We start from the raw sequence: 23,904 nt of genomic DNA, 5'->3' as shown, positions 1-23,904 counted from the left end.
TAACAGAGTTACGGCGGTCATAGCGTGGGGGAAACGCCCGGTCCCATTCCGAACCCGGAAGCTAAGACCCACAGCGCCGATGGTACTGCACCCGGGAGGGTGTGGGAGAGTAGGACACCGCCGGACACAAATTAAGAAGAGCCCCAGCCACCGGCTGGGGCTCTTCGACTTTAACCCACCTGTGTACCTTCCGCCCCCGGTAGAGTTGGTGGTCATGGAAAATCTTTTCAGCCATCCAGAGTCGGAGCCCGAACCGTCCCAACAGGCCGGCGATGGCCTTGACCCCCTGATCATTACTGTTGTGGTTCCTACCAACGTCTCGCATGCCTTCCAGGGTTTCACCGATCATCCACATCTGTGGTGGCCGCTGGAGCAGGAGAGTGTGTACGGCGAAGGATCTCATGTTGAGTTCGAAGAGAACTTGATACTGGAGACGGCCGAGGATGGCCGCACATCAGTATGGGGGACTATCGACGATTGGCAGCCTCCACTGTCCTTCCACGCGAGCTGGTATCCGGCCAGTACGCCCCTGTGGTCCACGGAGATCCGCGTGGTTTTCCGGGCCGTGGAGGAGGGCACTGAAGTCCGGTTGATCCATGACGGCTGGGAGGGCGCCGAAGACCCTGCGGCCTCACGCACGTCCTACGCCGAGGGGTGGCCCCGTGTATTGGAGCGCTACGTGAGGTTCATGGGCGGAGCAGTTGCCTAGGATCCGCAGGCTCCACGCGAATGACTGGCCGTTGTTGAAGGCTGTCCGCCTGGAGATGCTCACGGATACGCCCATGGCCTACGTGGAGAGCCTGGACGCCGCCCGCCGGCAAACAGACACCCAGTGGCAGGAGCGTGCTGCCGCGATGTCCGGCGATGCCAGCATCACCCTGGTTGCCGATACAGGCGAAGAGGGCAGCAAACTCTGCGGCCTGATGCGTGTGGTGGTCAAGCACCCCCGGATCCCGGAGAAGCCGCTGCAGGCCATGCTCATCAGCGTCTATGTGGCACCTGAGCATCGTGGCCTGGGATTGGCCGACGAACTCCTCCAAGAGGCGTGCAAAGCCGCTGCCGGAGATTTCGCGGCCGAAAGCATGGAGCTTGGGGTGCACGAGGACAACTCAAGGGCGCTTGCGTTCTACCGGCGCCACGGATTCCAGACCACGGGTGCCAGCCGACCCTATCCGCAGGACACATCGAAACTGGAGCTCGTCATGGAACGGCAGCTGCCGTAGAGGCACCTTAGGCGGTGCCGGCCCTCGGCACCGCGGTACTGGTGCGAACCACCAGCTTGGTGGGGTGTTCGGTATCAGCAGGTTCCAGCACCAACCCGTTGTTGATGGCGCCCAGCAGAGTCCGGACGGCCAATGCTCCCTGGCCCTTGGCATCCTGGTCGATGGTGGTCAGGCCAAGGACATTGCCAAGATCGTGCCCGTCAATGCCCATGACGGACAGGTCGTCGGGGATGCGCAGGCCGAAGTCCCTTGCGGCGAGGATGGTGCCAATGGCCATTTCATCCGACGCCGCAAAGACGGCTGTGGGGCGCTCCGGTGCGCTGGCCAGGAGTTGCCGGGCCGCCGAGTAAGCGCCTTCTATCGTGAAGTCCGCGGATACGATCCATTCGGGCCTGACCGGGCAGCCGGCGTCGTTCATTGCTTTCTCGAAACCGCTGCGGCGGGTTCCAGGCAGGTGGAAGTCCTGGTCATAGGCCTCATGACCCGTGATGTGCGCGATCTTGGTATGGCCCAGGCCCAACAGGTGGTTGGTGGCCTTCAGTGCGAGTCCAGAGTCGTCAATCCTGATAGTCGAAGCTCCCGGCAACGGTCCGCCGATGCCCACGATGGGCCGGTGGACCGCGTGAAGCTGCTGGATCTCGTCTTCGCTGAGCTCCAAGGACACTGCAATGACTGCGTCCACCCGCTTGCGTAGCAGGAAGTCGTTGAACACGCTCTGCCGGTGCGCAGGGTTTTCACCGATGTTGTAGAGGGTGAGGTCGTAGCCGGCCTCAAGCAACGCCGCGGAGGCGCCCTCGATCACCGCTGAGAAGAACCAGCGGTGGACTGAGGGCACCACCAGACCGACGTTGTGCGTGCGCCCGGAAGCCAGGCTTGACGCATGATAGGACAGCACGAATCCCAACTCGGCAGCGGCGGAGCGGGCACGTTCCCGGCTGCTGGGGGATACGTTGCCCTTTCCGCTCAGCGCCCGTGAGACCGTGGCAACGGACAGCCCTGCTCGCTCGGCTACGTCCTTGATGCCGGTCATGCTGCTCCTCGGTGGAAAAGTTAGCTGGCCTTTAGCCAGATTGTCTCCCCCGAGCCTAGTAGATCAGCAGCCAGTAGATCAGCGCCGGCTTCCACCGCGGAACTCCGCAGGATGGTTTCGCCTGCGGGGAGCGGCATTGCATCGGCTCCGACGTTCATCATCACCAGGGTGTTGCCGTTGAGGTAGGCCAGCGAGGTCTCGCTGCAGTAGTCCTCCACCCAGGCCAGGGAGCCCTCGCCGAGGCGGTGCATGGTGCGGAGCTCGAGCATCCGCCGGTACAGGTTAAGGTGCGACGCCGGATCCGCCTCTTGCTTGTCCCTGGCCAGGGCGGGCCAGGACTCGGGCTGGGGCAGCCAGGGGTCCAGGCCGCTGCCGAACCCTGAGTGGGGTTCGGACGAACGCCAGGGGAGCGGAACGCGGCAGCCGTCACGGCCGATGCGGGCTCCGCCGGTACGGGCGAACGTTGGATCCTGGCGCATGCTGCCGGGAATGCTGGAGGAATCCGGGAGGCCGAGCTCTTCGCCTTGGTAGAGGTAGGCGCCACCGGGGAGGCCCAACATGAACATGGTGGCCGCGGCAGCCCGTCGTCGTCCGAGTTCTTCGTTGGGTTGCACGTCGTCGGGGCCGATGCCGTCACCGTCGCGGGGTCCTGGTCCGTCGTAGCCGAAGCGTGAAACGTGCCGGACAACATCGTGGTTGGACAGCACCCAGGTGCTCGGGGCCCCCACGGCGTCCAAGGAGACCAGGGAGTCGGTGATGATGTGGCGCAGGCGGTTCACGTCCAGTCCTGCGTGCAGATAGGGGAAGTTGAAGGCCTGGTGCATTTCATCGGCTCGAACCCACTGGGCCAGCCGGGGCAGCGGGTCAACGTTGGCTTCCGCGCAGAGGATGCGGTCCGGTCCGTATTCTTCCAGGATGGAGCGCCAGCGGCGGTAGATGTCGTGGAGGGCGGGCTGGCCGAACATGGGTGCGTCGTGTCCCGGGAAGCCTTCGGAGCTGTTGCCGTCTGCGCGTCCACCCCAGTCAGGGAGTCCGGCTGCCTTGACCAGCGCGTGGGCGACGTCCACCCGGAAGCCGGAGATACCGCGGTCCAGCCAGAAGCGGAGGACGCGTTCAAACTCGGCATGGACGGCCGCGTTGTCCCAATTGAAGTCCGGCTGTGAGGAATCGAAGAGGTGGAGGAACCATTGGCCGGGGTCGCCGCTCGGCTCCATGACGCGCGTCCATGCCGGGCCACCGAAGTGCGATTGCCAGTTGTTGGGAGGCTCATTGCCGTCGGGCCCCAGGCCATCGCGGAAGATGAACATATCCCGCTCCGGACTGTTGGCGCCGGCGGCAAGCGCGGCCTGGAAGGCGACGTGCTGCTCGGAACAGTGATTGGGGACGAGGTCCGCGATGACGCGCAAGTTGAGCCTGTTGGCCTCTGCGATGAGGGCATCGAAGTCGGTCAGGGTGCCGAAGAGGGGATCGACGTCGCAGTAGTCGCTGACGTCGTATCCGGCGTCCCGCTGAGGTGAGCGGTAGAAGGGCGACAACCACACGGCGTCGACGCCCAACGTCGCCAACTGCGGCAGTTCGGCGGTGATACCCGCCAAGTCTCCAACGCCGTCGCCATTGAGGTCGCGGAAGGACCGCGGATAAATCTGGTAGATCACAGCGGACCGCCACCATCCGTGCGCCTTCGAAGCGTGGTGGACGGGGGTCACGTGCGTGAAAGCTGCAGTGGGCTCGTGGGTCGCAACCGAGAGCAATGAGTCAACGGACATGAACACATCGTAGAAGAGAATTTTCAAAATTGTAAACGCTTCCAGCTCTAAGGGTGCTGTCTTTGAGTGATTTACAAGGTGGGGTCTTTTCAATTCCGCGTATGTACCTGTAGTGTGTGGAAGCGCTTGCAGTCTGTGAGCAAAGTCACCGGCGATGCGATGGGTTTAGAGCCCTTGCCGTCGAAGCAAAGAAGAACGAAAGGGACACCAATGAAGGTGCACACTACCCTCGAGACTCAAACAACCCGGCGTGTTTTCGCCGCCGGGGCGATCTCCGTGGCCGCTGCCCTGGCACTGACCGCCTGCGGTGGAAGCGCCTCCACTACGCCCAGCTCGGATGCTGCAAAGCCGGACCTCAAGGCTGCCGGAGCCGGTGTCATCACCATGTGGGTTGACGCCGAGCGCTCTCCGGCGCTGAAGGACATCACGGAGAAGTTCAAGTCCGATACCGGCATCGAAGTGAAGCTTGTGGTCAAGGATTTCGCCGCCGTGCGCGACGACTTCATCACCCAGGTACCCACCGGCCAAGGGCCGGACTTGATTGTTGGACCCCATGACTGGATTGGAAAGTTTGTCCAGAACGGTGTGATTGCCCCGTTGAGCTGGGCGACAAAGCGGCACAGTTCCAGGACTCCTCCATCAAGGCCATGACCTACAACGGCGCCGTCTATGGTGTCCCGTACGCCATCGAGAACATCGCCTTGCTTCGCAACACCAGCATCGTGGACAGCAAAGCCGCCACGCTGGACGAAGTAGTGGCCAACGGCAAGAAAGCCGTTGCGGACGGCAAAGCCGCATTCCCGTTCCTGGTGGGCATGGATCCGAAACAGGGCGATCCCTACCACCTGTATCCGCTGCAGTCCTCCATGGGCTCACAGGTCTTCGGCAAGAGTGCCGACGGCGGATATGACGCAAAGCAGCTCCTCATCGGTGACGCTGCCGGCGTCGAATTCGCCAAGAAGCTGGCCTCCTGGGGTGATGCCGGCGAGAAGATTATCAACTCCAACATCACCAATGACATTGCCAAGGAGAAGTTCCTGGCCGGAGAATCCCCGTATTTCCTTACAGGCCCGTGGAACGTTCCGGACGTCCAGAAGAAGGGCATCAAGTTGGCCGTGGATGAACTGCCCACTGCCGGCGGCGAGCCCGCCCAGCCGTTCATCGGTGTCAACGGCTTCTTCATCAGCGCCAAGAGCGTCAACGCCTTGGCCACCAATGAGTTCGTCACCAACTACCTCACCTCCGAGTCGGCACAGGATTCCATGTATGCGGCAGGCGGACGCCCGCCGGCATTGAAGGCCTCGTTCGAGAAGGCCGCCAGCGATCCCGTTGTGGAGGCGTTCGGAAAGATCGGTGCCACGGGCGTCCCCATGCCGGCCATCCCTGAAATGAGTGTGGTGTGGGCTGACTGGGGCGCCACCGAGTTGGCCATCATCAAGGGCCAGGGAGATCCGGCTGAGGCTTGGACCAAGATGGCCGACAGCATCAAGTCCAAGATCGGCGGCTAGCACTACAACCGGATAACTCCACCGGTCTGCCCCGGGCCGGGCGGCAATCCACCGCCCGGCCCTGCCTGTCGCCAACCGCTTCACTCAAGGATCCACAATGCCAAAACCAGATCTCCGCGAACTGCCAGCAACCCAAGGCCAACCGAGCCCGGAACAGTCCGTCGGCAGCGGCGCCCGCACCGGCAGCGGCGCCCGCCCCACAGCCAAGCCCGTACGCCACCCGGATTCCCTCAAGGGCACCATCCTCAAGGTTGTCCTGCTGGGACTTGTGGACGCTTTTGCGGTGTACATCCTGATGATGCTGTTCCTCAGCCAGTCGTGGCCCGCGTTGGCGGTATCCTCACTGGTGGTTCTGGCCATCAACTGGATCTACCTCCGTAAGGGTGGGCTACCGGCCAAGTACCTGGCTCCAGGGGTACTGTTCCTGCTGGTGTTCCAGGTCCTGGTGGTGGTGTTCAGCGGTTACATCGCCTTCACCAACTACGGCGATGGGCACAACAGCACCAAGGAAGATGCCATTTCGGCCATCCAGATGACAGCCCAGAAGCGCGTCCCGGACTCGCCTGCTTACAAGGCGTCCGTGCTCACCAAGGGCAGTAATTTCTACCTGCTGTTCACGGATCCCTCTGGCAAGGCACAACTCGGCAGCAGTGAGGATCCGCTCACCGAGGTCCCGGAAGCCGGCAAAGACTCGACAGGCAAGGCCACCTCCCTGCCGGGTTACCAGACGCTGAAGTTCCAGGAGATCGTGGCCAATCAGCAGGAAATCCTGAAGATCACAGTCCCGGTTTCGGACGATCCCGCCGATGGGACGCTCCGCACTGCGGACGGCAGCACGGCCTACCAGTTCAAGCCGGCACTGAACTATGACGCCGCCACGGATACCTTCACGGACACCGATACCGGCACCCAATACCGCGACAACGGCAAGGGCGCATTCGCCGACGCCAACGGGGAGACCCTGGCCACCGGCTGGAAGATCGATGTTGGCATGGACAACTTCGTGCGGGCCTTCACGGATCCCAGCCTCCGCGGGCCACTCCTGGGTGTGATCCTTTGGACGTTCACCTTCTCCATCGCATCCGTTGCCCTGACCTTTGTGATGGGCCTCTTCCTGGCCATCACCTTCAACCGTGAGGACCTTCGCGGCAAGAAGGCGTACAGGATCCTGATGATCCTGCCCTATGCGTTCCCCGCTTTCCTGTCCGGCCTGGTGTGGTCCGGCATCCTCAACCCCGAGTTCGGCTGGCTCAACCAAACACTCTTGGGCGGCGCGAACATCGGGTGGCTTACGGACCCTGTCCTGGCCAAGATCAGCGTGCTGGTGGTCAATGTGTGGCTTGGCTTCCCGTACATGTTCCTGGTCTGCACGGGCGCCTTGCAATCGCTGCCGTCTGAAATCGACGAGGCCGCCCGCATGGATGGTGCCTCGGCCTGGCGGGTGTTCCGGTCCATCAAGTTGCCGCTGCTCCTGGTGTCCGTGGCGCCGCTGCTGATCTCCTCCTTTGCCTTCAACTTCAACAACTTCAACGTCATCTACATGCTCACCGGTGGTGGGCCGCGCTTCGCGGACACTGACCGCGATATCGGATCTACCGACATCCTGATCACGCTGGTGTACAAGGTGGCGTTCGGCCAAGGCACAGGGCGCGACTACGGACTGGCCAGCGCGCTGGCCATCATCATTTTCATCATCGTGGCCACTATCTCGGCCATCAGCTTCAAACAGACCAAAGCACTCGAGGACGTGAACTGATGAGCGTACGCACACTGGCCGCCACCAAGGAAACAGCGCTCGACGGCGGCCCGTCGCCGCTGGCGCCTGCACGCCGTCCGTTCGGGGTCTGGTTCAAGGACAAAGGCTGGCGGCATATGGTGGGCATCGTCACCACGATCTTCGCCGTGTTCCCGCTCCTGTATGTTCTATCCGCTGCCTTGGATTCCAACGGCACCCTGGTGGGTTCCAACGGACTCTTCTCCAGGTTCGATACCGGCAACTTCGTGGCACTCTTCAGCGACCCCACCAGACCTTTCGGCCGTTGGTTCGTGAACACCTTGGTGGTTGGTACGGTAACGTCCGCCGCCACCGTTTTCCTCGGCGCCATGGCCGCGTACGCGTTCTCCCGCATGCGCTTCAAAGGCCGACGGATGGGACTGTTGACCCTCCTCTTACTGCAGATGTTCCCGCAACTGTTGGCCGTCGTCGCGATCTTCCTGCTCCTGAGTGGCATCTCGCAAGTAATCCCCGCCCTGGGGCTGGGCAGCCAGCTGGGCCTGATCATGGTGTACCTCGGCGGCGCGCTGGGCGTGAACACGTACCTGATGTACGGGTTCTTCAACACGGTCCCGCAGTCCTTGGACGAAGCGGCGAAGATCGACGGTGCCAGCCACGTCCAGATCTTCTTCGGCATCATCCTGCGGCTGGTCACCCCCATCCTGGCTGTTGTGGGTCTCTTGGCGTTCATAGGCATCTCCAGCGAGTTCGTCATCGCCAGCGTTGTCCTGACCGATCCTGACAGCCAGACACTCGCCGTCGGGCTCTACTCCTATGTGGCCCAGCAGCGCTCCGAAAACTGGGGCGTCTTCGCAGCCGGGGCCGTTATTGCGGCCATCCCTGTCATGGCCTTGTTCCTCTTCCTGCAGAAGTACATCGTCAGCGGCCTCACCGCCGGCTCAGTGAAAGGCTGACCATGCCAATCGCCCTTCCGCACCATGACGGATCCGGACTTCATGCTCCCCATGCCGTGTCCCTCGGCGAAACAGTCCGGCTCCGGCTGCGCGTCCCGCAGGGGTGGGGGCCGGCGTCGAAGGTTTGGGTCCGGTCCGTCCAGGACGGCGAGCCGCGCTACGACGCCGCGATCAGGCTCGGCTCGGCTGATGGCTGGGACTGGTGGGAAGCGGCGATGCTCGTGGCAAACCCGGTGGCCAAGTACCGCTTCCTGCTGGAAGTCACTGAAACGCACGACGACGATGCTGCCGCCACCGTGGCGAGCCGAAGCACCATTGGGCGGCGCTACTGGAACCTCAACGCCCAAGGCCTGTTCCGACGGGACGTCTCCGACTCGGCAGACTTCAGGCTGACAACGTTCGCCGCGGCTCCGGAGTGGCTCCGCAAGGGCACCATGTACCAGGTGTTTCCTGACAGGTTCGCGCGATCCGCCCAAGCGGACAATCATCCGACTCCGCACTGGGCTATCGCATGTTCCTGGGACGCCCAGGTGGTGGGGACAGGCGAGCAGGCAGCCACCCAGTTCTATGGGGGAGACCTTCCCGGGATCACGGGAAAGCTCGATCACCTGCAGGACTTGGGGGTGGATATCCTCTACCTGACGCCGTTCTTCCCCGCACGATCCAACCACCGCTACGATGCGTCAACCTTCGATTCCGTGGACCCGCTCCTGGGCGGAGACCAGGCCCTGGTGGACTTGGTGGAAGCTGCACATGCGCGAGGCATCAAAGTCATGGGGGATCTCACCGCCAACCACTCCGGCGACGCCCACGAATGGTTCGTCAAGGCGCTCGCGGATCCCGGCTCGGAGGAAGCTGGCTACTACTACTTCAGCCCCGACCATTCCAGCTACGAGTCGTGGTGGGGCGTGCCGTCACTGCCCAAGTTCAACTGGTCCTCCGATGCACTCCGCCGACGTTTCGTGACGGATGATGATTCCGTGGTGGCACGCTGGCTCAAGCCGCCGTTCAATCTGGATGGCTGGAGGATCGATGTCGGCAACATGACCGGCCGTCTGGGCGCGGTGGACCTCAACCATGACGTGGCACGGCTCATTGCGGACCGGGTGCGCGAAATCAACCCGAACGCGGCCCTGCTGGCGGAGTCCACCTCCGATGCCTCTCCGGATTTCACGGGCGAGCACTGGCAGGGAGCCATGACGTACTCCCACCTGACCCGGCCGTTGTGGTCCTGGCTCGCCAAAGACGCACCGAACGTGAACTTCTTCGGCTCACCGCAATCCGGGCCCAACAAGATCGATGCTGAGGACTTCCTGGCAACACATCAGGACCTCGCCGCGGGATTTAGCTGGGGTGTGCTGCAAAACAATATGAACGCGCTCAATACGCACGACACCGCACGCGCGGCAACGGTGATGGTCGACGGCGGTCCTGCCGTGGGTGCCGCCCTCACCTTCTGCCTTCCAGGAGTTCCGGTCATGTTTGCCGGCGACGAGTTCGGGTTTGTTGGGTTCAACGGCGAGGACTCCAGGACGCCCATGCCATGGGCTGATGGTAGCCGCGTGCGGACGGACATGCGGTCCCTCTACGCCAACCTTGCGCGGCTGCGCAGGGAACTGCCGTCGCTGACTGAAGGCGGGGTGCGCTGGCTGCACGCCGAGGGCGACGCGTTGGTCTTCATCCGGGAAAGTTTGGAATCTTCAGCGCTGGTATTCGTCGCGAGGGACACGGCCGAGGTGGTCCTCGACAACGCTGTCCTCTCCAGCCAGCAGCTCGAAGCGTTACTCGCCCCGCCACTGCACCACTCCGGAACGGCGAGCTCCGCACCCGCCGGACCATCCGGCGTCGACGATGTTTGCCTACGTGCCGAAGGTGTCTCCGCAGGAATCTGGGCGCTGCCGGGGACGGTGCTCGCCACCGGGTAGCCGGCGGCCGTGGCCGTGCCCTGCCGTTCCGGGCTGGCTAGCGTTCCGGGCTGGCTAGACTGGGAGCACTAAAACACTGCGAAGACTGCCGGTTTGGCGTGTCCGCGGTGCGTACGTGGAGGGACCACTGTGTCGGACGAAACGGCTATGGCCGGAACATCAGAGGGAAGCATCAACACCTGGACCGCGGGCCGCCGGGAACACTCACGGCTCTCGGCAGGCCAACAAGTATTCCTGAAAGAGCTCGCGGCCGGACTGCGTGCCGGGCAGGTGGCCGAGGATGAAGAAACCCTCACCGTGTACTCCATGGATCAAGGACCGCTGCTGGAGCGGCACCTGCCGCTCGCTGTGGTGTGGGCCGAGTCCGTCGAAGACGTGCAACACATCGTTCGCAGCTGCGCGGCACACCAAGTGCCCATCGTCGCCCGGGGTGCAGGAACCGGCGTCTCCGGGGGAGCACACGCCACCCAAGGCTGCATCGTCCTGGGCCTGGAACGGATGAACCGCATCCTGGACCTCAACCCCGACGACGAAACCGCCGTCGTCGAACCCGGCGTCATCAACGCCGACCTCAACACCGCCGCCGCCGAGCACGGGCTCATGTACGCGCCCGACCCGGCCAGCTACAAAATGTCCACCATCGGCGGCAACGTGGCCACCAACGCCGGAGGACTCCGCTGCGCCAAATACGGCGTGACGCGCGACTCCGTGCTCGCCCTGGACGTCGTCATGGCCGATGGCTCCCTGATGCACACCGGCCACCAAACCTTCAAAGGCGTGGCGGGCTACGACCTCACCGCGTTACTGGTGGGCTCCGAAGGAACATTGGGGATTGTGGTGGGAGTGACCGTTCGGCTCAAATACCTGCCGCGCGAAATCCACACGATCGCCGCCTTCTACCAGGACTTCCGCAGCGCCGCCGCTGGTGTGCTTGCAGTAGGCAAAGCCCGCGTACAGCCCGCCATCATGGAACTCCTGGACAACGGCACCTTGGTGCAGCTGGACGAACTGAACGGCAGCGACCTCCAAAAGCGCGGCAAATCCCTGCTGCTCATCCAAACCGACGGTTTCGGAGCGGCCGCAGAAGCCGACGTCGTCCGGAAAGTACTCGCCGACGGCGGCGCCACAGTCACCACTGAAGCCAGCGAAGAAGCCGAAATGCTGGTGGAACTACGCAGAAACAGTCGCGGCGTCGAAGTGGACGACGAATTCAGGGTGGGCGAAGACATCGCCGTCCCGCGCTCGCGCTTGGTGGACTTCGTGGCTGAACTCGAGGCCATGGCCGCCCGATTCCAGGTTCGACTCAAAGTAGTGGCACACGCCGGCGACGGAAACCTGCACCCCACGTTCTGGATGGACCGCGTAGACCCCGCCACCGACGCAGACGCGCTCCAACGACTCAACGCAGCCCTGGACGAATCAATCCGCGTAGGCCTCCACATGGGCGGCACCATTACAGGCGAGCACGGCGTGGGCCAATACAAGCTGCGTTGGCTCGGGCTTGAGCAACCCGAACCGCTGCGTGAGCTGCAGCGGCGGATCAAGGAGCTGTTCGACCCGCAGGGAATTCTGAATCCGGGGAAAGCTATCTGATCCGTGGGCCTGTGACGCTCTATCACCTCCCGCGTGTTTGGGTGTGACGCTCTATCACGTTTCGCGTGTTTGGGTGTGACGCTCTATCACGTTTCGCGTGTTTGGGTGTGACGCTCTATCACCTCCAACTCTCTGGCGGACCGCACGTGTGCTTCTTGGTATTCCAGACTCGGAGTGGTTGCATTCTGACTCTTGCACTTCCTTTCAGAACGACGTATTTACTTTACGTCATCCCCCTCATAGTCTTACTTGGTATACCAAAGTTGCTATGAGGGGAATGACGTGCGCGAGAAGCGGCAGGCTGGATCTTTACTGAATCCGAGGCTGAGGGTGGGTCTAGCGTTGATCGCGCTTGTCATGGTGTCCGTCAATCTTCGACCGGCCATTACCACCGTTGCCGGGGTGATGAATCAGGTGCCGGGAGTGTTCAGCCTGGATCCGTCCCTGCTTCCAGTACTGGGCACTTTGCCGGTATTGGCCTTTGGTATTTCCGGCCCCATTGGGCCATGGCTGGCTCAACGACTCGGGACAGGTCGTGCCGTCGCGGTGGCGTTGCTGGTTCTGGCCGCGGCATTGGTCATTCGGGCGACGGTGCCCGCACTGCTGCTGCCCGGAACCTTCTTGGCCGGCATGGCGATCATGACAGCCAGCGTGCTGGTGCCCCAGATCGTCAAAGCCAACCGCGGCACCGGCTGGTGGACTGGCCTGTGCACCATGGGATTCGGCCTCGGCGCTGCGCTGGGTGCCGGGCTGGTCCAGCCATTGGAGCAGGCCTTCGGTGGAAACCTGGCATCAGCGCTCGCCGTGTGGGCGGTGCCAGCGCTGATCGGCGCGTTCCTGATCCACCGATCCGGAGGACGCCCGACGGCGGCACCCACCACTGCGGGCACCGTCACCGGAGCCACTGATGTGGTCACTCCGCTCCGGAAGCAACGCACGGCGTGGGCGGTGACAGCGTTCTTCGGACTCCAGGCCATGCTCTACTTCGCGATCACGTCCTGGTTGGCGGTGTACGGGGTATCCCGAGGGCTCGCACAAGCCGATGCTGCCGCCCTGCTGGCGTGGTTCAGTCTTGCTGGGTTGCCTGCAAGTTTGCTGGCTCCCGTGCTCGCTGGCCGCCCCGGCATCCTCAGGATCATGGCGCCCGGCCTTGGCTTGTCCGTGGCAGCTGCGCTGCTTGGAGTTCTGATGGCACCACTTGAGCTGCAGTTCCTCGCAGTAGGCGTCCTCGGCATTGTCCAAAGCGCTGGATTCGGGCTGGCCATGGCGTTGGTGGTGATCCGCTCCGATGGGCCGCAATCGGCGGGCAGGCTCTCCGCCATGAGCCAGGGATTTGGTTTCGCGTTGGCGTCCCTCGGCCCGCTGGGTGCCGGGGTACTGCACACCATCACCGGCGGCTGGGCATTGACGTTCTGGGCGCTCGCCGCGGAGGCCGTAGTGCTGGCAGGTGCAGGATTCTTTGCTATCCGTGGACCCCTCGTCAGCCTGGAGGCAACGGAGTCAGCGGAGCGGGCGGCGCCTCCTGAGCAAGCAACTACCAAAGCCACGGTGGTTCGATAACCCGGCTATTCGAAGGATTGTGCAGAGGCGGGCACCGCGTCCGATTGCCCGGAAACCGGGGAAGGGCCTGTTCGGGCAGCAGCCCGGCGGCGTATCCTCGGCCATATGACCAACTCAGCAGCAACAGGTACAAATCAGCCGGAAACGCCCGCTACTGAAGTCCTGGAGACCAACGAGTGTTGGGAGCTCCTCCGCAGTGTCTCGGTGGGCAGGCTCGCCGTTGTGGTGCAGGATCACCCGGACATCTTTCCCGTGAATTACAAAGTTGATCACGGGACCCTGGTGTTCCGGACCGGTGAAGGCACCAAACTTCATGCAGCTCTGGGCGATGCTCCGGTTGCCATCGAAGCCGACGGCGTCAATGCCGAAACAGGTGTGGCGTGGAGCGTGGTGGTCAAGGGCCGCGCTTCTGCCGTAAAACTGACGCAGGACGTGCTTGATACGGTCGGTCTCCTGCTGTTCCCTTGGGAGGCGGGGCAGAAGGACCAGTTCATCCGCATCACGCCTAGCGAAGTGACCGGGCGCCGCTTCAAAGTGACGCCCCCGGTGACGTGGTGGTCGCCCCTGGATGGCGCTCCCACGGCACGCGGCGAGTAGCACTTAAAGCGAAAACCCGCCCTTATCCGCCGCCAATACCGTTGAACGGCGAGGAATCGAACAAGAGCGGGCTCCGCGGCCGCTACACGAGTTCCAGCTGGTCAGCTACCACCCTTCCGGCGTGGATGACAGTGCGGTCCTTGCCGCGGTCCATCACCGTGGAGGCTACCGTTTCGCCGTCCACCAGGAGCAGCTCAGCCGGGTCACCGACCTCGACGCCGGGACGATGGGAGGTGTCCTTCAGCCTGGTTGCGCCGGGGTCAAGAATGCTCGCCCCACCGATGGTGGCGATGGCCAGGCAGTGCTCGATCAGCTGGTCCTTGCGGAAGCCGTGGGTGAAAGCGAGTTGCCAGGTCCGGTCCAGCATGTCCGTGTTGCCGTAGGGGGACCAGTAGTCGCGCTGGCCATCTTCGCCCAAGCCCAGACGAACACCGGCCTCGGTAAGGAGCGGGATGGGCAACTGGCCGGCAGCAGAAGGAGCTACCGACGCCAGGGAGACATCGAGCTCAGCGAAGGCATCAATGAGCCTGCGTGTAGTGGCCTCGTTGACGCTGCCCAGCTGGTACGCGTGGGACATGGTGACCTTGCCCTGCATGCCCAGCGCCTTGGTCCGCTCCAGCACCAGATCGGTGCTGAAGACGCCCAGCTCGCCCGGTTCGTGAAGGTGGATGTCGATGGGAACCTGATACTTCTCTGCCAGTCCAAACACGATGTCCAAGTGCTTGACGGGGTCCCGGTCCAAGGTGCAGGGATCGATGCCGCCCATCACGTTGGCGCCTGCTTTCAACGCCTCCTCCATGAGTTCCACCGTCCCTTCCTCCAACAACAGACCAGCCTGGGGGAACGCGATGATGTCAACGGATGCCTGACCAGCGAATTTCTCCTTGGCGGCAGCAACGGCGTCGAAGCGCTCCAGCTTGCAGTCCACATCAACCTGGGCGTAGGAGCGGACCCGCGTGGTGCCCCTGGCGATCATCCGTCCCAGGGTGTCATTCACGCGATCCTGCAGCGGGACCTCGGCGTTGCGCCAGTTCAGGCGGTCGTTCATCATCATGGTCCACACACCCGGACCGCCGGTGTGTTCCCGGAACGGGAGGCCGATCCGGGTGGAGTCCAAGTGAACGTGGACATCCGAGAACGATGGCAGCAGCAGGCGCCCACGTCCTTCGACAACAGTGACGCCATCCGGGACCACGCGCGCAGGGTTGTGTGGTTCGACGGCGGTGATCTTGCCGCCTGCTTCGCCAGCGACGAGCGTGACGTCACTGAGCGCTTGCCCCCAGGGGCGGACGGCGCGGATCAGGGTATTCAATGGTTGCTCCTCTGATGGCAGGTCTGTTGATCGCCGACGCCCGTGTTAACGAAACGCGGGTGCTGTGAAATTCTTGTATACCAAAGTAGCGTAGGGGGAGCGTCACTCAAAGGACTGGCGACTGCATGAAGGGAAGTTTGACAGTGGCTGAGGCGATGCCGGAGAACGGGAATGGCCGCGATGAAGGGGCCCGCGCGGAGAACGTCTACCAACTGGTGTTGGAAGGCATCGTCGCGGGAACGTACGCGCAGGGTGTGCGGTTGCGCGAGCGTGAACTTTCGGAGCTTTACAACGTCTCCCGCATTCCCGTGCGCGAAGCTATCCAGCGCCTGGAACAGGACGGCTTTGTGGCAACTTTCCCCCGCCGCGGTGCCGTGGTGCGCCAACTGACCCTCACGGATGTCAACGAGCTTTTCGACATTCGGCTCTGCTTGGAGACGTTTGCCGCGCGCATGGCTGCCACGCGTGTGGCCGAAGGCAGCGACGGCGGTCGGCTGGTGGAACTCATGGAGGCCTCCAAGGCAGCCATCGACGACGAACGGACCGACGACGTCGCCTTGATCAGCGCCGAGCTCCACGCCGAAATAGTGCGCCTGTCCGGTAACAGGCTGCTCATTGAATCCGTGAAACCCCTGTTCGGGCGCATGCGCTGGATCTTCGGGCTGGCCCACAACCGCAGCAATGAGCTCCAGCGCGACGAACACACCGAACTGTGCAACGCCATCCTGAAGGGTAAGCCGGATCTGGCCTACTCCCTGGCGTATTCGCACATCGAGTTGGGCCGCGAACCCGTCCTGGCCGGGCTGGCCGAGACACTGGAACCGTGAGTTTTTGTACAGCTAACGCCCTTTAGAAGCCCTCTTAGGGGCATTAGCTGTACAAAAACTCGTTAGTCGTCTGCGTCCGGGTACTCGTCCTCGTCGTCGTACCGGCCGGACTCCTCAACCTCAACTTCAAGGATCTTGAGAAGCTCCGTGTCCGGGTTCAGCATGATGGCTGCCTCGTCGCGGCGGTGCTGCAGCACGGTGTCCAGGTAGGACTGAACGGTTTCGGCCAGGGGCACGTACCTGTCCTGCTTCTGGCTCATGTACCAGCGGTGCTCCAACACCTCATGAACCACTTCCGCGGGCTCCAGCTTTCCGGCCAAATGACGCGGAATGGAACGCACAATGGGCTCGAAGATCTGGCTGACCCAAATGTGGGCGCTGATTTCCTCGTCCAGGTCCGGGTTGTTGTCCGCGCGGAACTGGTCCATGTCGTTGAGGAGCCTGCGGGCTTGGTTCTCTTGGGCGTCCAGGCCCGTAAGGCGCAGCAAACGACGCTGGTGGTGACCGGCGTCCACCACTTTGGGCTGGAGCTGGATGGTGGATCCGTCCGCCGTGGTCTTGATGGCGTACTCCTCCACATCAAAGCCCAGCTCGTTGAGGCGCCGGATGCGGGCGGCCACGCGCCACCTCTCGCCGAGCTCGAAGGATTCCTTCTCCGTCAGCTCAGTCCAGAGCCGGCGGTAGCTGTCCATGATCAGCTCACTGGTGGCTACGGGATCCACCTTTTCCTCGATGAGTCCGCCGTCCAGCAAATCCATCAGTTCACCGGCGATGTTCACGCGGGCGATTTCGAGGTCGTATTCACGCTGACCCATGGAGAGGTCCGGGTAGAGCTCGCCTGTTTCGGCGTCCACCAGGTAAGCGGCGAAGGCGCCGGCATCACGGCGGAACAAGGTGTTGGACAGTGAAACGTCACCCCAGTAGAAGCCCACAAGGTGCAGGCGCACCAGCAGCAGCGCCTGGGCATCAATGAGGCGCGTCAAGGTGTCTTTGCGGAGCATCTGGGAAAACAGCGCACGGTACGGCATGGAGAATTTCAGGTGCCGCGTGACCAGGACCGGGTTCAGCGGCCTGCCGTCCGCGGTGGTCCTGCCCGTGATGACAGCCACCGGCTCCACGCAGGGAACGTCCAGCCGGGCCAGCTTCCGCAGCATGTGGTACTCGTGGCGGGCAACGTGCTCCGAGGTTTCCTTGATGGCGATGACCGAGCCACCCAAATGGGCGAAACGCACGATGTGCCGGGAGATACCGCGGGGCAGTGCCGCCAGGTTCTCGGCAGGCCAGTCCTCCAGCGCGATGTGCCATGGGAGATCCAGCAGTTCAGGATCGGCAGCAGCCGCGGTGATGTTCAGGGACCCGATGACGCTGGCGGGAGGTGCAGTGTCCTGCGCGCTGGCGGCTTCCTTCCGGGGGAGCTTGCCGATCTGCCCGTAGTCGGTGGGTTCGTCGTGCCACTGGGCTTCGTTTTGCTCGCTCATGCCTCAATTGTTCCGTACTTGGGAGGGGAAGATGTTTCTGCCTCGGGAAACGGCCACTGGGACACGGCGGACCACTCGACGTCGGGCGCTTCCTGGAAGGCGACACCTTGCTTGGCGAGCCGCTCGCCCAAGGCGCCCAGCCGACGTCGGAAGTCACCGGGGTTGCGAACCTCCTGACCGGACCACGCGACTTCCGCCAAAGAGACAGCCCTCGGGTAGAGGAGCCATTGGGCCTGCTGGTTGTCCCGGACTGTCTCGGACCACAATGCGCCCTCGACACCCAGAATGTGGTGGTCCTTCAGACCGCCCTGCGCTGGATCCCAGTTGTAGTAGTCGGCCCAGTCGAACGGCCCGCCTTCCACCCATTCAAGCCCGATGGGGCTGTCCGGTGCATATTTCTGGTCCAGGTAGGTCTTGTCTGCAGGGGACATGAGCACTTTGGCCCCATGGCGTTCCGCCTGCCGTGCCACGGCCTCGAAATCGCCGTGCCAGTACTGGATCACAGCGCCCTCGGGAAGCTCGACGGCTGCGAATTCGTTCCATCCCACCACGGTCTTGCCGGTTTCTGCGCCGATCCGAACGAACTGTTGGACCATGGAGACGTAGTGGTCGTGCTCGGTGACCTTCGCTTCGTCGCCACCGACGTGGAGGTAAGGGCCTACCGTGATGGCGGCGAGTTGCCCGAGGACCTCCCGGGCAAATTCGTAGGTTGCGGACAAGTTTTCGGTGAGCGTTGACCAGCCTACCTCCGCCGTGGTGCTCATCGGCTTGGCTTTGCCGTCAGGGTTCAGCTGCGGGATCGCGGCGAGGGCAGCGTTGACGTGGCCCGGGAGGTCGATCTCCGGCACCACCAGGACGTTCTTGCCGGCGGCATAGGCCTGGATGTCCAGGAAGTCCTGCTGTGTGTAGAAGCCTTCGTGGCCCCGCACGGGGATGGCTGTTGACACCTCTACAGCGCCTTGGCCACCCACGCCGGTGAGATTCGCGTAGGGCAGCGCGGAAGGGTTCTCCGCGGGCTCGTGGATTTCAATGCGCCAGGCTTGGTCGTCGGTGAGATGCAGGTGGAGGGCGTTTAGCTTGAACTGAGTCATGACGTCGATCTGCTCTTTCACCTGGTCCACGGTGAAGAAGCTGCGCGCAACATCCAGCATCAGCCCGCGGTACGCGAACCGCGGTGCGTCTGCGATCTCGACGGCGGGAATCACCCAGGCGCCGTCTGCGCCGGAGCCTGCACTGTGGCTCCGGCTCCCGGACTCGATGGCCGCGGGGAAGAGTTGCCGCAGTGTTTGGACGCCGTAGAAGAGTCCGGCAGGAGTGGAAGCGGTTACCCCGACACCGGATTCGGCGACAATAAGCACATATGCCTCGGGGCCGCCGTCGAACGCTTCTGCCAACTCGAGCGAGATGTCGCCGGGGCGGGCGTCCTCAACAATAGGCAACGCGAAACCTGTGGCGCCGCGCAGCAGTGAAGCCAGCTGTTCGGCAACCGGCACAGTTGAGTCGATCGCGCTGATCCGTGCCGTGGAGGCAAGCGTGAAGGCCGGGTCATCCAGGAGTGCGACGTGGGAGGGGCGGGGAATCAGGGTGTCCGTCGTGTTCATGCCATTCTTTCGCAGGAGTTAGGTTAACGCGAGAGCGGCCCGACCTGGAGGGGTCGGGCCGCTATCAAAATGCGGATGTACTAGCCGGCGGGATTAGTCGCCCAAGCGGAGGCCGGTCTTCGTGTCGAACAGGTGCACGTGGCCGGACTGCGGACGAACGAAGATGGACTCACCCTTCATCGGGGGGCGGCGGCCATCGACGCGGGCGACGATGTCGTGGCTCTTGCCATCAAGGATGGTGTGGCCGTAGACGTAGGCGTCGGCGCCGAGTTCTTCAACAACGTCAACCTCAACCTGGAGGCCTTCGCCGTTGCCGACCGTTTCGAGGTCTTCAGGACGCGAGCCAACGGTAACCGTCTGGCCGTGTGCTTCCTGGAGGACGTCGCGGGGCACGGGGTAGACCGTTCCACCGAACTGAACGCCGCCGTCAACAACCGGCAGTTCCAGCAGGTTCATGGCCGGGGAGCCGATGAAGCCTGCAACGAAGACGTTCTGCGGGCGGTCGTAGAGGTTGCGCGGGGTGTCAACCTGCTGCAGCAGGCCGTCCTTCAGCACAGCAACGCGGTCACCCATGGTCATGGCCTCTACCTGGTCGTGCGTCACGTAAACGGTGGTGACGCCCAGGCGGCGGGTCAGGGATGCGATCTGCGTACGGGTCTGGACACGGAGCTTGGCGTCAAGGTTGGACAGCGGCTCATCCATGAGGAAGACCTGGGGGTTACGGACGATTGCACGGCCCATGGCAACACGCTGACGCTGACCACCGGAGAGTGCCTTCGGCTTGCGGTCCAGGTACTGCTCAAGGTCAAGGAGCTTGGCGGCTTCGCGGACACGCTCGGCGCGCTCTTCCTTGGAAACGCCGGCAATCTTCAGTGCGAAGCCCATGTTGTCCGCAACGGTCATGTGCGGGTACAGGGCGTAGTTCTGGAAGACCATCGCGATGTCGCGGTCCTTCGGCGGGACGTCCGTGACGTCGCGATCACCGATCAGGATACGGCCGGCGTTGACATCCTCAAGGCCTGCGAGCATTCGCAGGGAGGTGGACTTACCGCAACCGGAGGGTCCAACGAGGACCAGGAATTCGCCATCGGCGATGTCGATGTTGAGTTTATCGACGGCGGGCTTATCTGTGCCCGGGTACAGACGCGTAGCGTTATCAAAAGTAACTGTAGCCACAGTTATCAATCCCTTCACCGGCAGGTACGTGCCGGACGATCCGTTGTGAATGGTTCTTTTTCTTCAGTTGAACTCCCCGGCCAATGGCCGGGGAGGATCGTGTGACGCCGCACGGTACTGTGCGTCACATCACACCCAAGAGTATGTCAGACTTTTTGACTAACCACCTAAATGTTACGAACGTCACAAGTTGTGCTCGTCACTTCCTCAGGCCCCCGCTGTGACCTGCCGCCGCTCGCGAAGCAAGGCCTCAAGCAGCTCCGCCACGTGCACAGGGGCTTCCACCCGATACTGGGCTTGGGTGAAGTCCAGGCCTACCTTGATGCCTACGTCGTCGCCCATCAGCCGGCCCAGTGCATCCTCATCAGTGACGTCGTCGCCGGCAAATAGGATTGCCGTCGCGCCGGTGGCCTGACGGAGGAACTCCACAGCCTCGCCCTTGGACGCATGGACTACGGAGGTCTCCAGCACGCGCTTGCCGGTTTTTAGGTAGACACCCGGGTGCTCCCGGAGGACCCGCATCGCGGCCTCTACGGCGTCTTCGGCAACGTCGTCGTCGGCCATCCTGGTGTGAAGGACGACGCCGGCGGGCTTGTCCTCGAGCAACGTCCCCGGGGCGATGTTCACGATTTCGGCAAGAACCTCACGCACCGCGGCCAGTTTTGTGCGCTGTTCCTCGTCCAGTTCCAAGCCCAAAGAGCCCTCGCCCAGCCAGACCTCAGCGCCGTGGCTGCCGATCAGCAACGTACCGGCGGGAGGCGAGGCGACCAGCCGCAGACTGTCCAGTGCGCGGCCTGAGATGAGTGCCGTCGTCGTGCGCGGTAGTTGTGCCAGGGCCTCCAAGGCCGCGGCGGACCGGGGCAGCGGGCGTGCGTCCTCCGCACGGTCAACCAGCGGGGAGAGGGTGCCGTCGAAATCGAGGGCAACCAACAGGTGCTCGGTGCCGGAAATGCGCCGGACGGCTTCCAGCAGCTCAGGTGACAGTGAAAGGCTCTCAGCTGTCATCACGGACCACCTTCTCCTCCAAGGCGGCCAGGAACTCAGCTGACCAGTGATCGACGTCGTGATCCAGAATCTGCTTGCGCATCAGCTTCATGCGGCGGCGGGCTTCCTTGGGATCCAGGGTGATGGCCTTCAGGACTGTCGATTTGAGGCCATCGATGTCGTGGGGGTTGATCAGGAATGCCTGCTTGAGCTGATCGGCAGCACCGGCGAACTCACTGAGGACCAGTGCACCGTCGTCGTTTTGACGGGCGGTCACGTATTCCTTGGCAACAAGGTTCATGCCATCGCGCAGCGCGGTGACCAGCATGACGTCCGCCGCGAGGTACAACGCGACCATCTCCTCCACCGGGTAGCTGTGGTGCAAGTAGCGCACCGCGGTGTTCTGGATGGTGTCGTAGGTGCCGTTGATGTGGCCCACGGTGCCTTCGATTTCCTCGCGCAGCAGCCGGTACTGCTCCACCCGTTCGCGGCTGGGACTTGCCACCTGGATGAGCGTGGCATCCTCCACCTTGATGTGCCCATCCGCCAGGAGTTCTTCGAAAGCCTTGAGGCGGTGCCGGATGCCTTTGGTGTAGTCCAGCCGGTCCACGCCCAGGAGGATGGTTTTGGGGTTACCCAGGTCCTTGCGGATCTGCCGGGCGCGTTCAATGATGTCCGGCCGGTCTGCGAGCTCGCGGATCTGGGCGACATCGATGGAAATCGGGAAGGCCTGGGCCCGCGCGATGTGGGTGACCTGGCCGTCGGCGCCCTTGACGTGGACCTGCTGCTGCTTGACGCTTGCGCCCAGGAACCTGCGGGCCGATCTCATGAAGTTGCCGGCATCGCTGGGGCGCTGGAAGCCCAGAAGGTCTGCCCCGAGCAAACCGTCAATGATTTCGCGACGCCACGGGAGCTGCGCAAAGATCTCCGGGGGAGGGAACGGGATGTGGTTGAAGAAGCCGATCTTCAGGTCCGGGCGGGATTCGCGCAGCAGCCTCGGAACGAGCTGCAGCTGGTAGTCCTGGACCCACACCGTGGCGCCTTCGGAAGCGTGCCGGGTAACGGCGTCGGCAAACTTCCTGTTGACCTTCCGATAGGAATCCCACCAGGTCCTGTGGAATTCCGGCGGCGCAATGACGTCGTGGTACAGCGGCCAAATGGTCGCATTGGAGAAGCCCTCGTAGAACAGCTCAACGTCGTCGGTGCTGAGCTGGACCGGAAGCAGGTCCATGCCTTCGTGGCTGAACGGCCGCACAGTTTCGTCAGGGGCGCCATGCCAACCCACCCACGCGCCGTCGCTCTTGGTCATCATGGGCGCCAGGGCCGTGACCAGGCCGCCGGGTGAGCGGCGCCAGCCACTTTCCTCGTTGTCATCGCTGATGCGATCCACCGGCAACCTGTTGGAGACCACCATGAAGTCGAACTTGGTTGCCGTGGGCTTCTTCGTAGGAGAAGCCCGGGTGCCTTGTTCGGCCTCGACTTTTTCGCTTGCCAAATCCTGCATCAATGCTCCCTAAGGTTGCTGTGATTCACCTCCCAGCCTACTAGCGGAATCATCCCGGGCAGTTGATCGTTCAACAACAGGGTCAATGGGCGTGGGTAAACCTTCAAGTTTGCTCCCGTAAACTGGCCCCGTTGCCCCAAGCTATGCACGTTGACGTCGAATACCCCGAGGAACTGATGAGCCCCGCAAACGAATCACGCCTGTCCAAGGCCGAAAGAACCGCCCAGGCGCGGGAGAAAGCGCGCGCAATCCGCGAAGAACAGCTGAAGAAGGAGAAGCGCAACAAGCTTCTTGTCGGCTGGGGAATCGTGGCGGCCGTGGTGGTCATCATCGTCGTCATTGCCTTCGCGTTCATTGGAGCCCAGAACAACAATGCGCCTGTGGCCGATCAGGGTCCCACCCCGGCGAACGGCAACGTTCACGGCGGCATCACTTTGCTGGCCAACACTGAAGTGGTGAAATCGGAACCTGCCACAGTCAACGTCGCTGATGTCCCGGCTCCCCTGGAAACCAAGCCGGCTACGGTAACCGTTCCGGGCGGCGAGGCCGAGGCCGGCAAGCCCGTCAAGGTCATTGCCTACATCGACTTCATCTGCCCCGTTTGCAAGCAGTTCGAGACCGCTTACGGCGAATCTCTCACCAACCTGCGCAACGAAGGCAAGATCTCCCTCGAGTACCGTGCCCTCGGCTTCCTGGACCGCCAGTCCACCACCAACTACTCCTCACGGGCAGCCAACGCTGCTGCCTGCGTAGTGAACTCCTCGCCCGAGAAGTACGCGGAATTCTTCAACCTGCTCTTCGAACGCCAGCCGGCTGAAGGTGGAGCGGGCATCTCCGACAACGACCTGAAAAAAATGGCCACCGAAATCGGTGCGGCCAACATCGACTCCTGCATCGACAGCAAGCAGTTCCGTCCGTGGGTGAAGGTTGCCACCCAGGAAGCTGCGGCGATCGGCGTCACCGGTACTCCCACCGTATTCATCGACGGCAAGCAGTGGGACGGCAGGTCCGACCTGAACGCTGAGATCCAGACGGCAATCACCGCCAAGGGCTAACCCTCGCGGAATGCACGACGGCGGGCGGTCACCCTTTGCGGGTGGCCGGCCGCTGCTGCTTGGCAGCGAATTTCCTT

The 23,904-nt window shown here is 63.0% G+C and carries 18 protein-coding genes, 1 rRNA gene and 1 pseudogene; 12 read left to right on the top strand and 8 right to left on the bottom strand.

Features of this window, described 5'->3' with window-relative positions; translation table 11 throughout:
* The first annotated feature begins 9 nt into the window (after window positions 1-9).
* The 3 genes from rrf (at window position 10) to MOD31_RS21605 (ending at window position 1,223) form a co-directional block, all read left to right on the top strand.
* A 5S ribosomal RNA gene (gene rrf / locus MOD31_RS21615) occupies window positions 10-126 on the top strand.
* A gap of 88 nt (window positions 127-214) precedes the next feature.
* Window positions 215-709 (top strand): SRPBCC domain-containing protein, encoded by a 495-nt coding sequence (locus tag MOD31_RS21610; RefSeq protein WP_142936553.1) that lies wholly within the window; start codon window positions 215-217, stop codon window positions 707-709.
* A 1-nt stretch (window position 710) separates the two neighbouring features.
* Window positions 711-1,223: an N-acetyltransferase gene (locus MOD31_RS21605; RefSeq protein ID WP_308196395.1), complete on the top strand. Its 513-nt coding sequence runs from the start codon at window positions 711-713 to the stop codon at window positions 1,221-1,223.
* A gap of 7 nt (window positions 1,224-1,230) precedes the next feature.
* On the opposite strand, the gene MOD31_RS21600 is transcribed toward MOD31_RS21605, so the two are convergent.
* A complete protein-coding gene (locus tag MOD31_RS21600; protein WP_142936552.1) occupies window positions 1,231-2,253 on the bottom strand; it encodes a LacI family DNA-binding transcriptional regulator in 1,023 nt (340 codons plus the stop codon).
* A 20-nt stretch (window positions 2,254-2,273) separates the two neighbouring features.
* Window positions 2,274-4,019, bottom strand: coding sequence for a glycoside hydrolase family 13 protein (locus tag MOD31_RS21595; protein WP_250821674.1), 1,746 nt, complete (start codon window positions 4,017-4,019; stop codon window positions 2,274-2,276).
* A 210-nt stretch (window positions 4,020-4,229) separates the two neighbouring features.
* On the opposite strand from MOD31_RS21595, the pseudogene MOD31_RS21590 reads away from it, so the two are divergent.
* The 7 genes and pseudogenes from MOD31_RS21590 to MOD31_RS21560 all read left to right on the top strand — a co-directional run bounded on the left by MOD31_RS21590 (window position 4,230) and on the right by MOD31_RS21560 (window position 13,890).
* Window positions 4,230-5,527: pseudogene (locus MOD31_RS21590) on the top strand (extracellular solute-binding protein).
* A gap of 97 nt (window positions 5,528-5,624) precedes the next feature.
* Window positions 5,625-7,283 (top strand): ABC transporter permease subunit, encoded by a 1,659-nt coding sequence (locus MOD31_RS21585; RefSeq protein ID WP_250821673.1) that lies wholly within the window; start codon window positions 5,625-5,627, stop codon window positions 7,281-7,283.
* Complete coding sequence (locus MOD31_RS21580) at window positions 7,283-8,215, top strand: sugar ABC transporter permease (RefSeq protein WP_250821672.1); 933 nt, start codon at window positions 7,283-7,285, stop codon at window positions 8,213-8,215. Before MOD31_RS21585 ends, MOD31_RS21580 begins: the two co-directional genes overlap by 1 nt.
* A gap of 2 nt (window positions 8,216-8,217) precedes the next feature.
* Window positions 8,218-10,140, top strand: coding sequence for a glycoside hydrolase family 13 protein (locus MOD31_RS21575; RefSeq protein WP_250821671.1), 1,923 nt, complete (start codon window positions 8,218-8,220; stop codon window positions 10,138-10,140).
* A 147-nt stretch (window positions 10,141-10,287) separates the two neighbouring features.
* Window positions 10,288-11,733 (top strand): FAD-binding oxidoreductase, encoded by a 1,446-nt coding sequence (locus MOD31_RS21570; protein WP_250821670.1) that lies wholly within the window; start codon window positions 10,288-10,290, stop codon window positions 11,731-11,733.
* A gap of 282 nt (window positions 11,734-12,015) precedes the next feature.
* Window positions 12,016-13,293: an MFS transporter gene (locus MOD31_RS21565; protein WP_250821669.1), complete on the top strand. Its 1,278-nt coding sequence runs from the start codon at window positions 12,016-12,018 to the stop codon at window positions 13,291-13,293.
* Between the two features lie 105 nt (window positions 13,294-13,398).
* Window positions 13,399-13,890, top strand: a complete 492-nt coding sequence (locus MOD31_RS21560) for a pyridoxamine 5'-phosphate oxidase family protein (RefSeq protein ID WP_166841644.1) — start codon at window positions 13,399-13,401, stop codon at window positions 13,888-13,890.
* An 82-nt stretch (window positions 13,891-13,972) separates the two neighbouring features.
* Here MOD31_RS21560 and MOD31_RS21555 read toward each other — a convergent pair whose 3' ends face one another.
* Complete coding sequence (locus MOD31_RS21555; protein ID WP_223941920.1) at window positions 13,973-15,202, bottom strand: amidohydrolase family protein; 1,230 nt, start codon at window positions 15,200-15,202, stop codon at window positions 13,973-13,975.
* Between the two features lie 125 nt (window positions 15,203-15,327).
* Between MOD31_RS21555 and MOD31_RS21550 the strand changes: the two genes are divergently transcribed.
* Window positions 15,328-16,029 (top strand): GntR family transcriptional regulator, encoded by a 702-nt coding sequence (locus MOD31_RS21550; RefSeq protein ID WP_250821668.1) that lies wholly within the window; start codon window positions 15,328-15,330, stop codon window positions 16,027-16,029.
* Between the two features lie 62 nt (window positions 16,030-16,091).
* Here the strand turns inward: MOD31_RS21550 and MOD31_RS21545 are convergent, their stop codons facing one another.
* From MOD31_RS21545 to MOD31_RS21525, 5 genes are all read right to left on the bottom strand, one after another.
* Window positions 16,092-17,507 carry a DUF4032 domain-containing protein gene (locus MOD31_RS21545; RefSeq protein ID WP_142936541.1) on the bottom strand — a complete coding sequence of 472 codons (1,416 nt, stop codon included), beginning with the start codon at window positions 17,505-17,507 and terminating at the stop codon, window positions 16,092-16,094.
* On the bottom strand, window positions 17,504-19,108 hold the full coding sequence (locus tag MOD31_RS21540; RefSeq protein ID WP_142936540.1) for a beta-N-acetylhexosaminidase: 1,605 nt from the start codon (window positions 19,106-19,108) through the stop codon (window positions 17,504-17,506). Before MOD31_RS21540 ends, MOD31_RS21545 begins: the two co-directional genes overlap by 4 nt.
* 93 nt (window positions 19,109-19,201) lie before the next feature.
* Complete coding sequence (locus MOD31_RS21535; protein WP_142936539.1) at window positions 19,202-20,284, bottom strand: ABC transporter ATP-binding protein; 1,083 nt, start codon at window positions 20,282-20,284, stop codon at window positions 19,202-19,204.
* Window positions 20,285-20,491: 207 nt separating this feature from the next.
* Window positions 20,492-21,289, bottom strand: coding sequence for a trehalose-phosphatase (otsB, locus tag MOD31_RS21530; protein WP_142936538.1), 798 nt, complete (start codon window positions 21,287-21,289; stop codon window positions 20,492-20,494).
* Window positions 21,279-22,772 (bottom strand): trehalose-6-phosphate synthase, encoded by a 1,494-nt coding sequence (locus MOD31_RS21525; RefSeq protein WP_142936537.1) that lies wholly within the window; start codon window positions 22,770-22,772, stop codon window positions 21,279-21,281. The genes otsB and MOD31_RS21525 overlap by 11 nt, the downstream gene beginning before the upstream one ends.
* Before the next feature lie 176 nt (window positions 22,773-22,948).
* Here MOD31_RS21525 and MOD31_RS21520 point away from each other — a divergent pair, with 176 nt between their 5' ends.
* The gene (locus MOD31_RS21520) at window positions 22,949-23,827 is read left to right on the top strand and encodes a thioredoxin domain-containing protein (protein WP_187697047.1); all 879 of its coding nucleotides are present in this window, start codon (window positions 22,949-22,951) and stop codon (window positions 23,825-23,827) included.
* Window positions 23,828-23,904 lie beyond the last annotated feature (77 nt).

It is taken from the genome of Paenarthrobacter sp. TYUT067, assembly GCF_023656375.1.
GTDB lineage: Bacteria > Actinomycetota > Actinomycetes > Actinomycetales > Micrococcaceae > Arthrobacter.
Note: the sequence above shows the minus strand (reverse complement) of the source record. Positions and strands in the feature narration are given on the sequence as shown.

Bases quoted from the DNA above. Each gene is read 5' to 3' on its own strand.
- MOD31_RS21540 (WP_142936540.1), bottom strand. From the start codon at position 19,108: ATGAACACGACGGACACCCTGATTCCCCGCCCCTCCCACGTCGCACTC.
- MOD31_RS21610 (WP_142936553.1), top strand. From the start codon at position 215: ATGGAAAATCTTTTCAGCCATCCAGAGTCGGAGCCCGAACCGTCCCAA.
- MOD31_RS21560 (WP_166841644.1), top strand. From the start codon at position 13,399: ATGACCAACTCAGCAGCAACAGGTACAAATCAGCCGGAAACGCCCGCT.
- MOD31_RS21525 (WP_142936537.1), bottom strand. From the start codon at position 22,772: ATGCAGGATTTGGCAAGCGAAAAAGTCGAGGCCGAACAAGGCACCCGG.
- otsB (WP_142936538.1), bottom strand. From the start codon at position 21,289: ATGACAGCTGAGAGCCTTTCACTGTCACCTGAGCTGCTGGAAGCCGTC.
- MOD31_RS21595 (WP_250821674.1), bottom strand. From the start codon at position 4,019: ATGTCCGTTGACTCATTGCTCTCGGTTGCGACCCACGAGCCCACTGCA.
- MOD31_RS21600 (WP_142936552.1), bottom strand. From the start codon at position 2,253: ATGACCGGCATCAAGGACGTAGCCGAGCGAGCAGGGCTGTCCGTTGCC.
- MOD31_RS21545 (WP_142936541.1), bottom strand. From the start codon at position 17,507: ATGAGCGAGCAAAACGAAGCCCAGTGGCACGACGAACCCACCGACTAC.
- MOD31_RS21580 (WP_250821672.1), top strand. From the start codon at position 7,283: ATGAGCGTACGCACACTGGCCGCCACCAAGGAAACAGCGCTCGACGGC.
- MOD31_RS21570 (WP_250821670.1), top strand. From the start codon at position 10,288: ATGGCCGGAACATCAGAGGGAAGCATCAACACCTGGACCGCGGGCCGC.
- MOD31_RS21550 (WP_250821668.1), top strand. From the start codon at position 15,328: ATGAAGGGAAGTTTGACAGTGGCTGAGGCGATGCCGGAGAACGGGAAT.
- MOD31_RS21585 (WP_250821673.1), top strand. From the start codon at position 5,625: ATGCCAAAACCAGATCTCCGCGAACTGCCAGCAACCCAAGGCCAACCG.
- MOD31_RS21575 (WP_250821671.1), top strand. From the start codon at position 8,218: ATGCCAATCGCCCTTCCGCACCATGACGGATCCGGACTTCATGCTCCC.
- MOD31_RS21520 (WP_187697047.1), top strand. From the start codon at position 22,949: ATGAGCCCCGCAAACGAATCACGCCTGTCCAAGGCCGAAAGAACCGCC.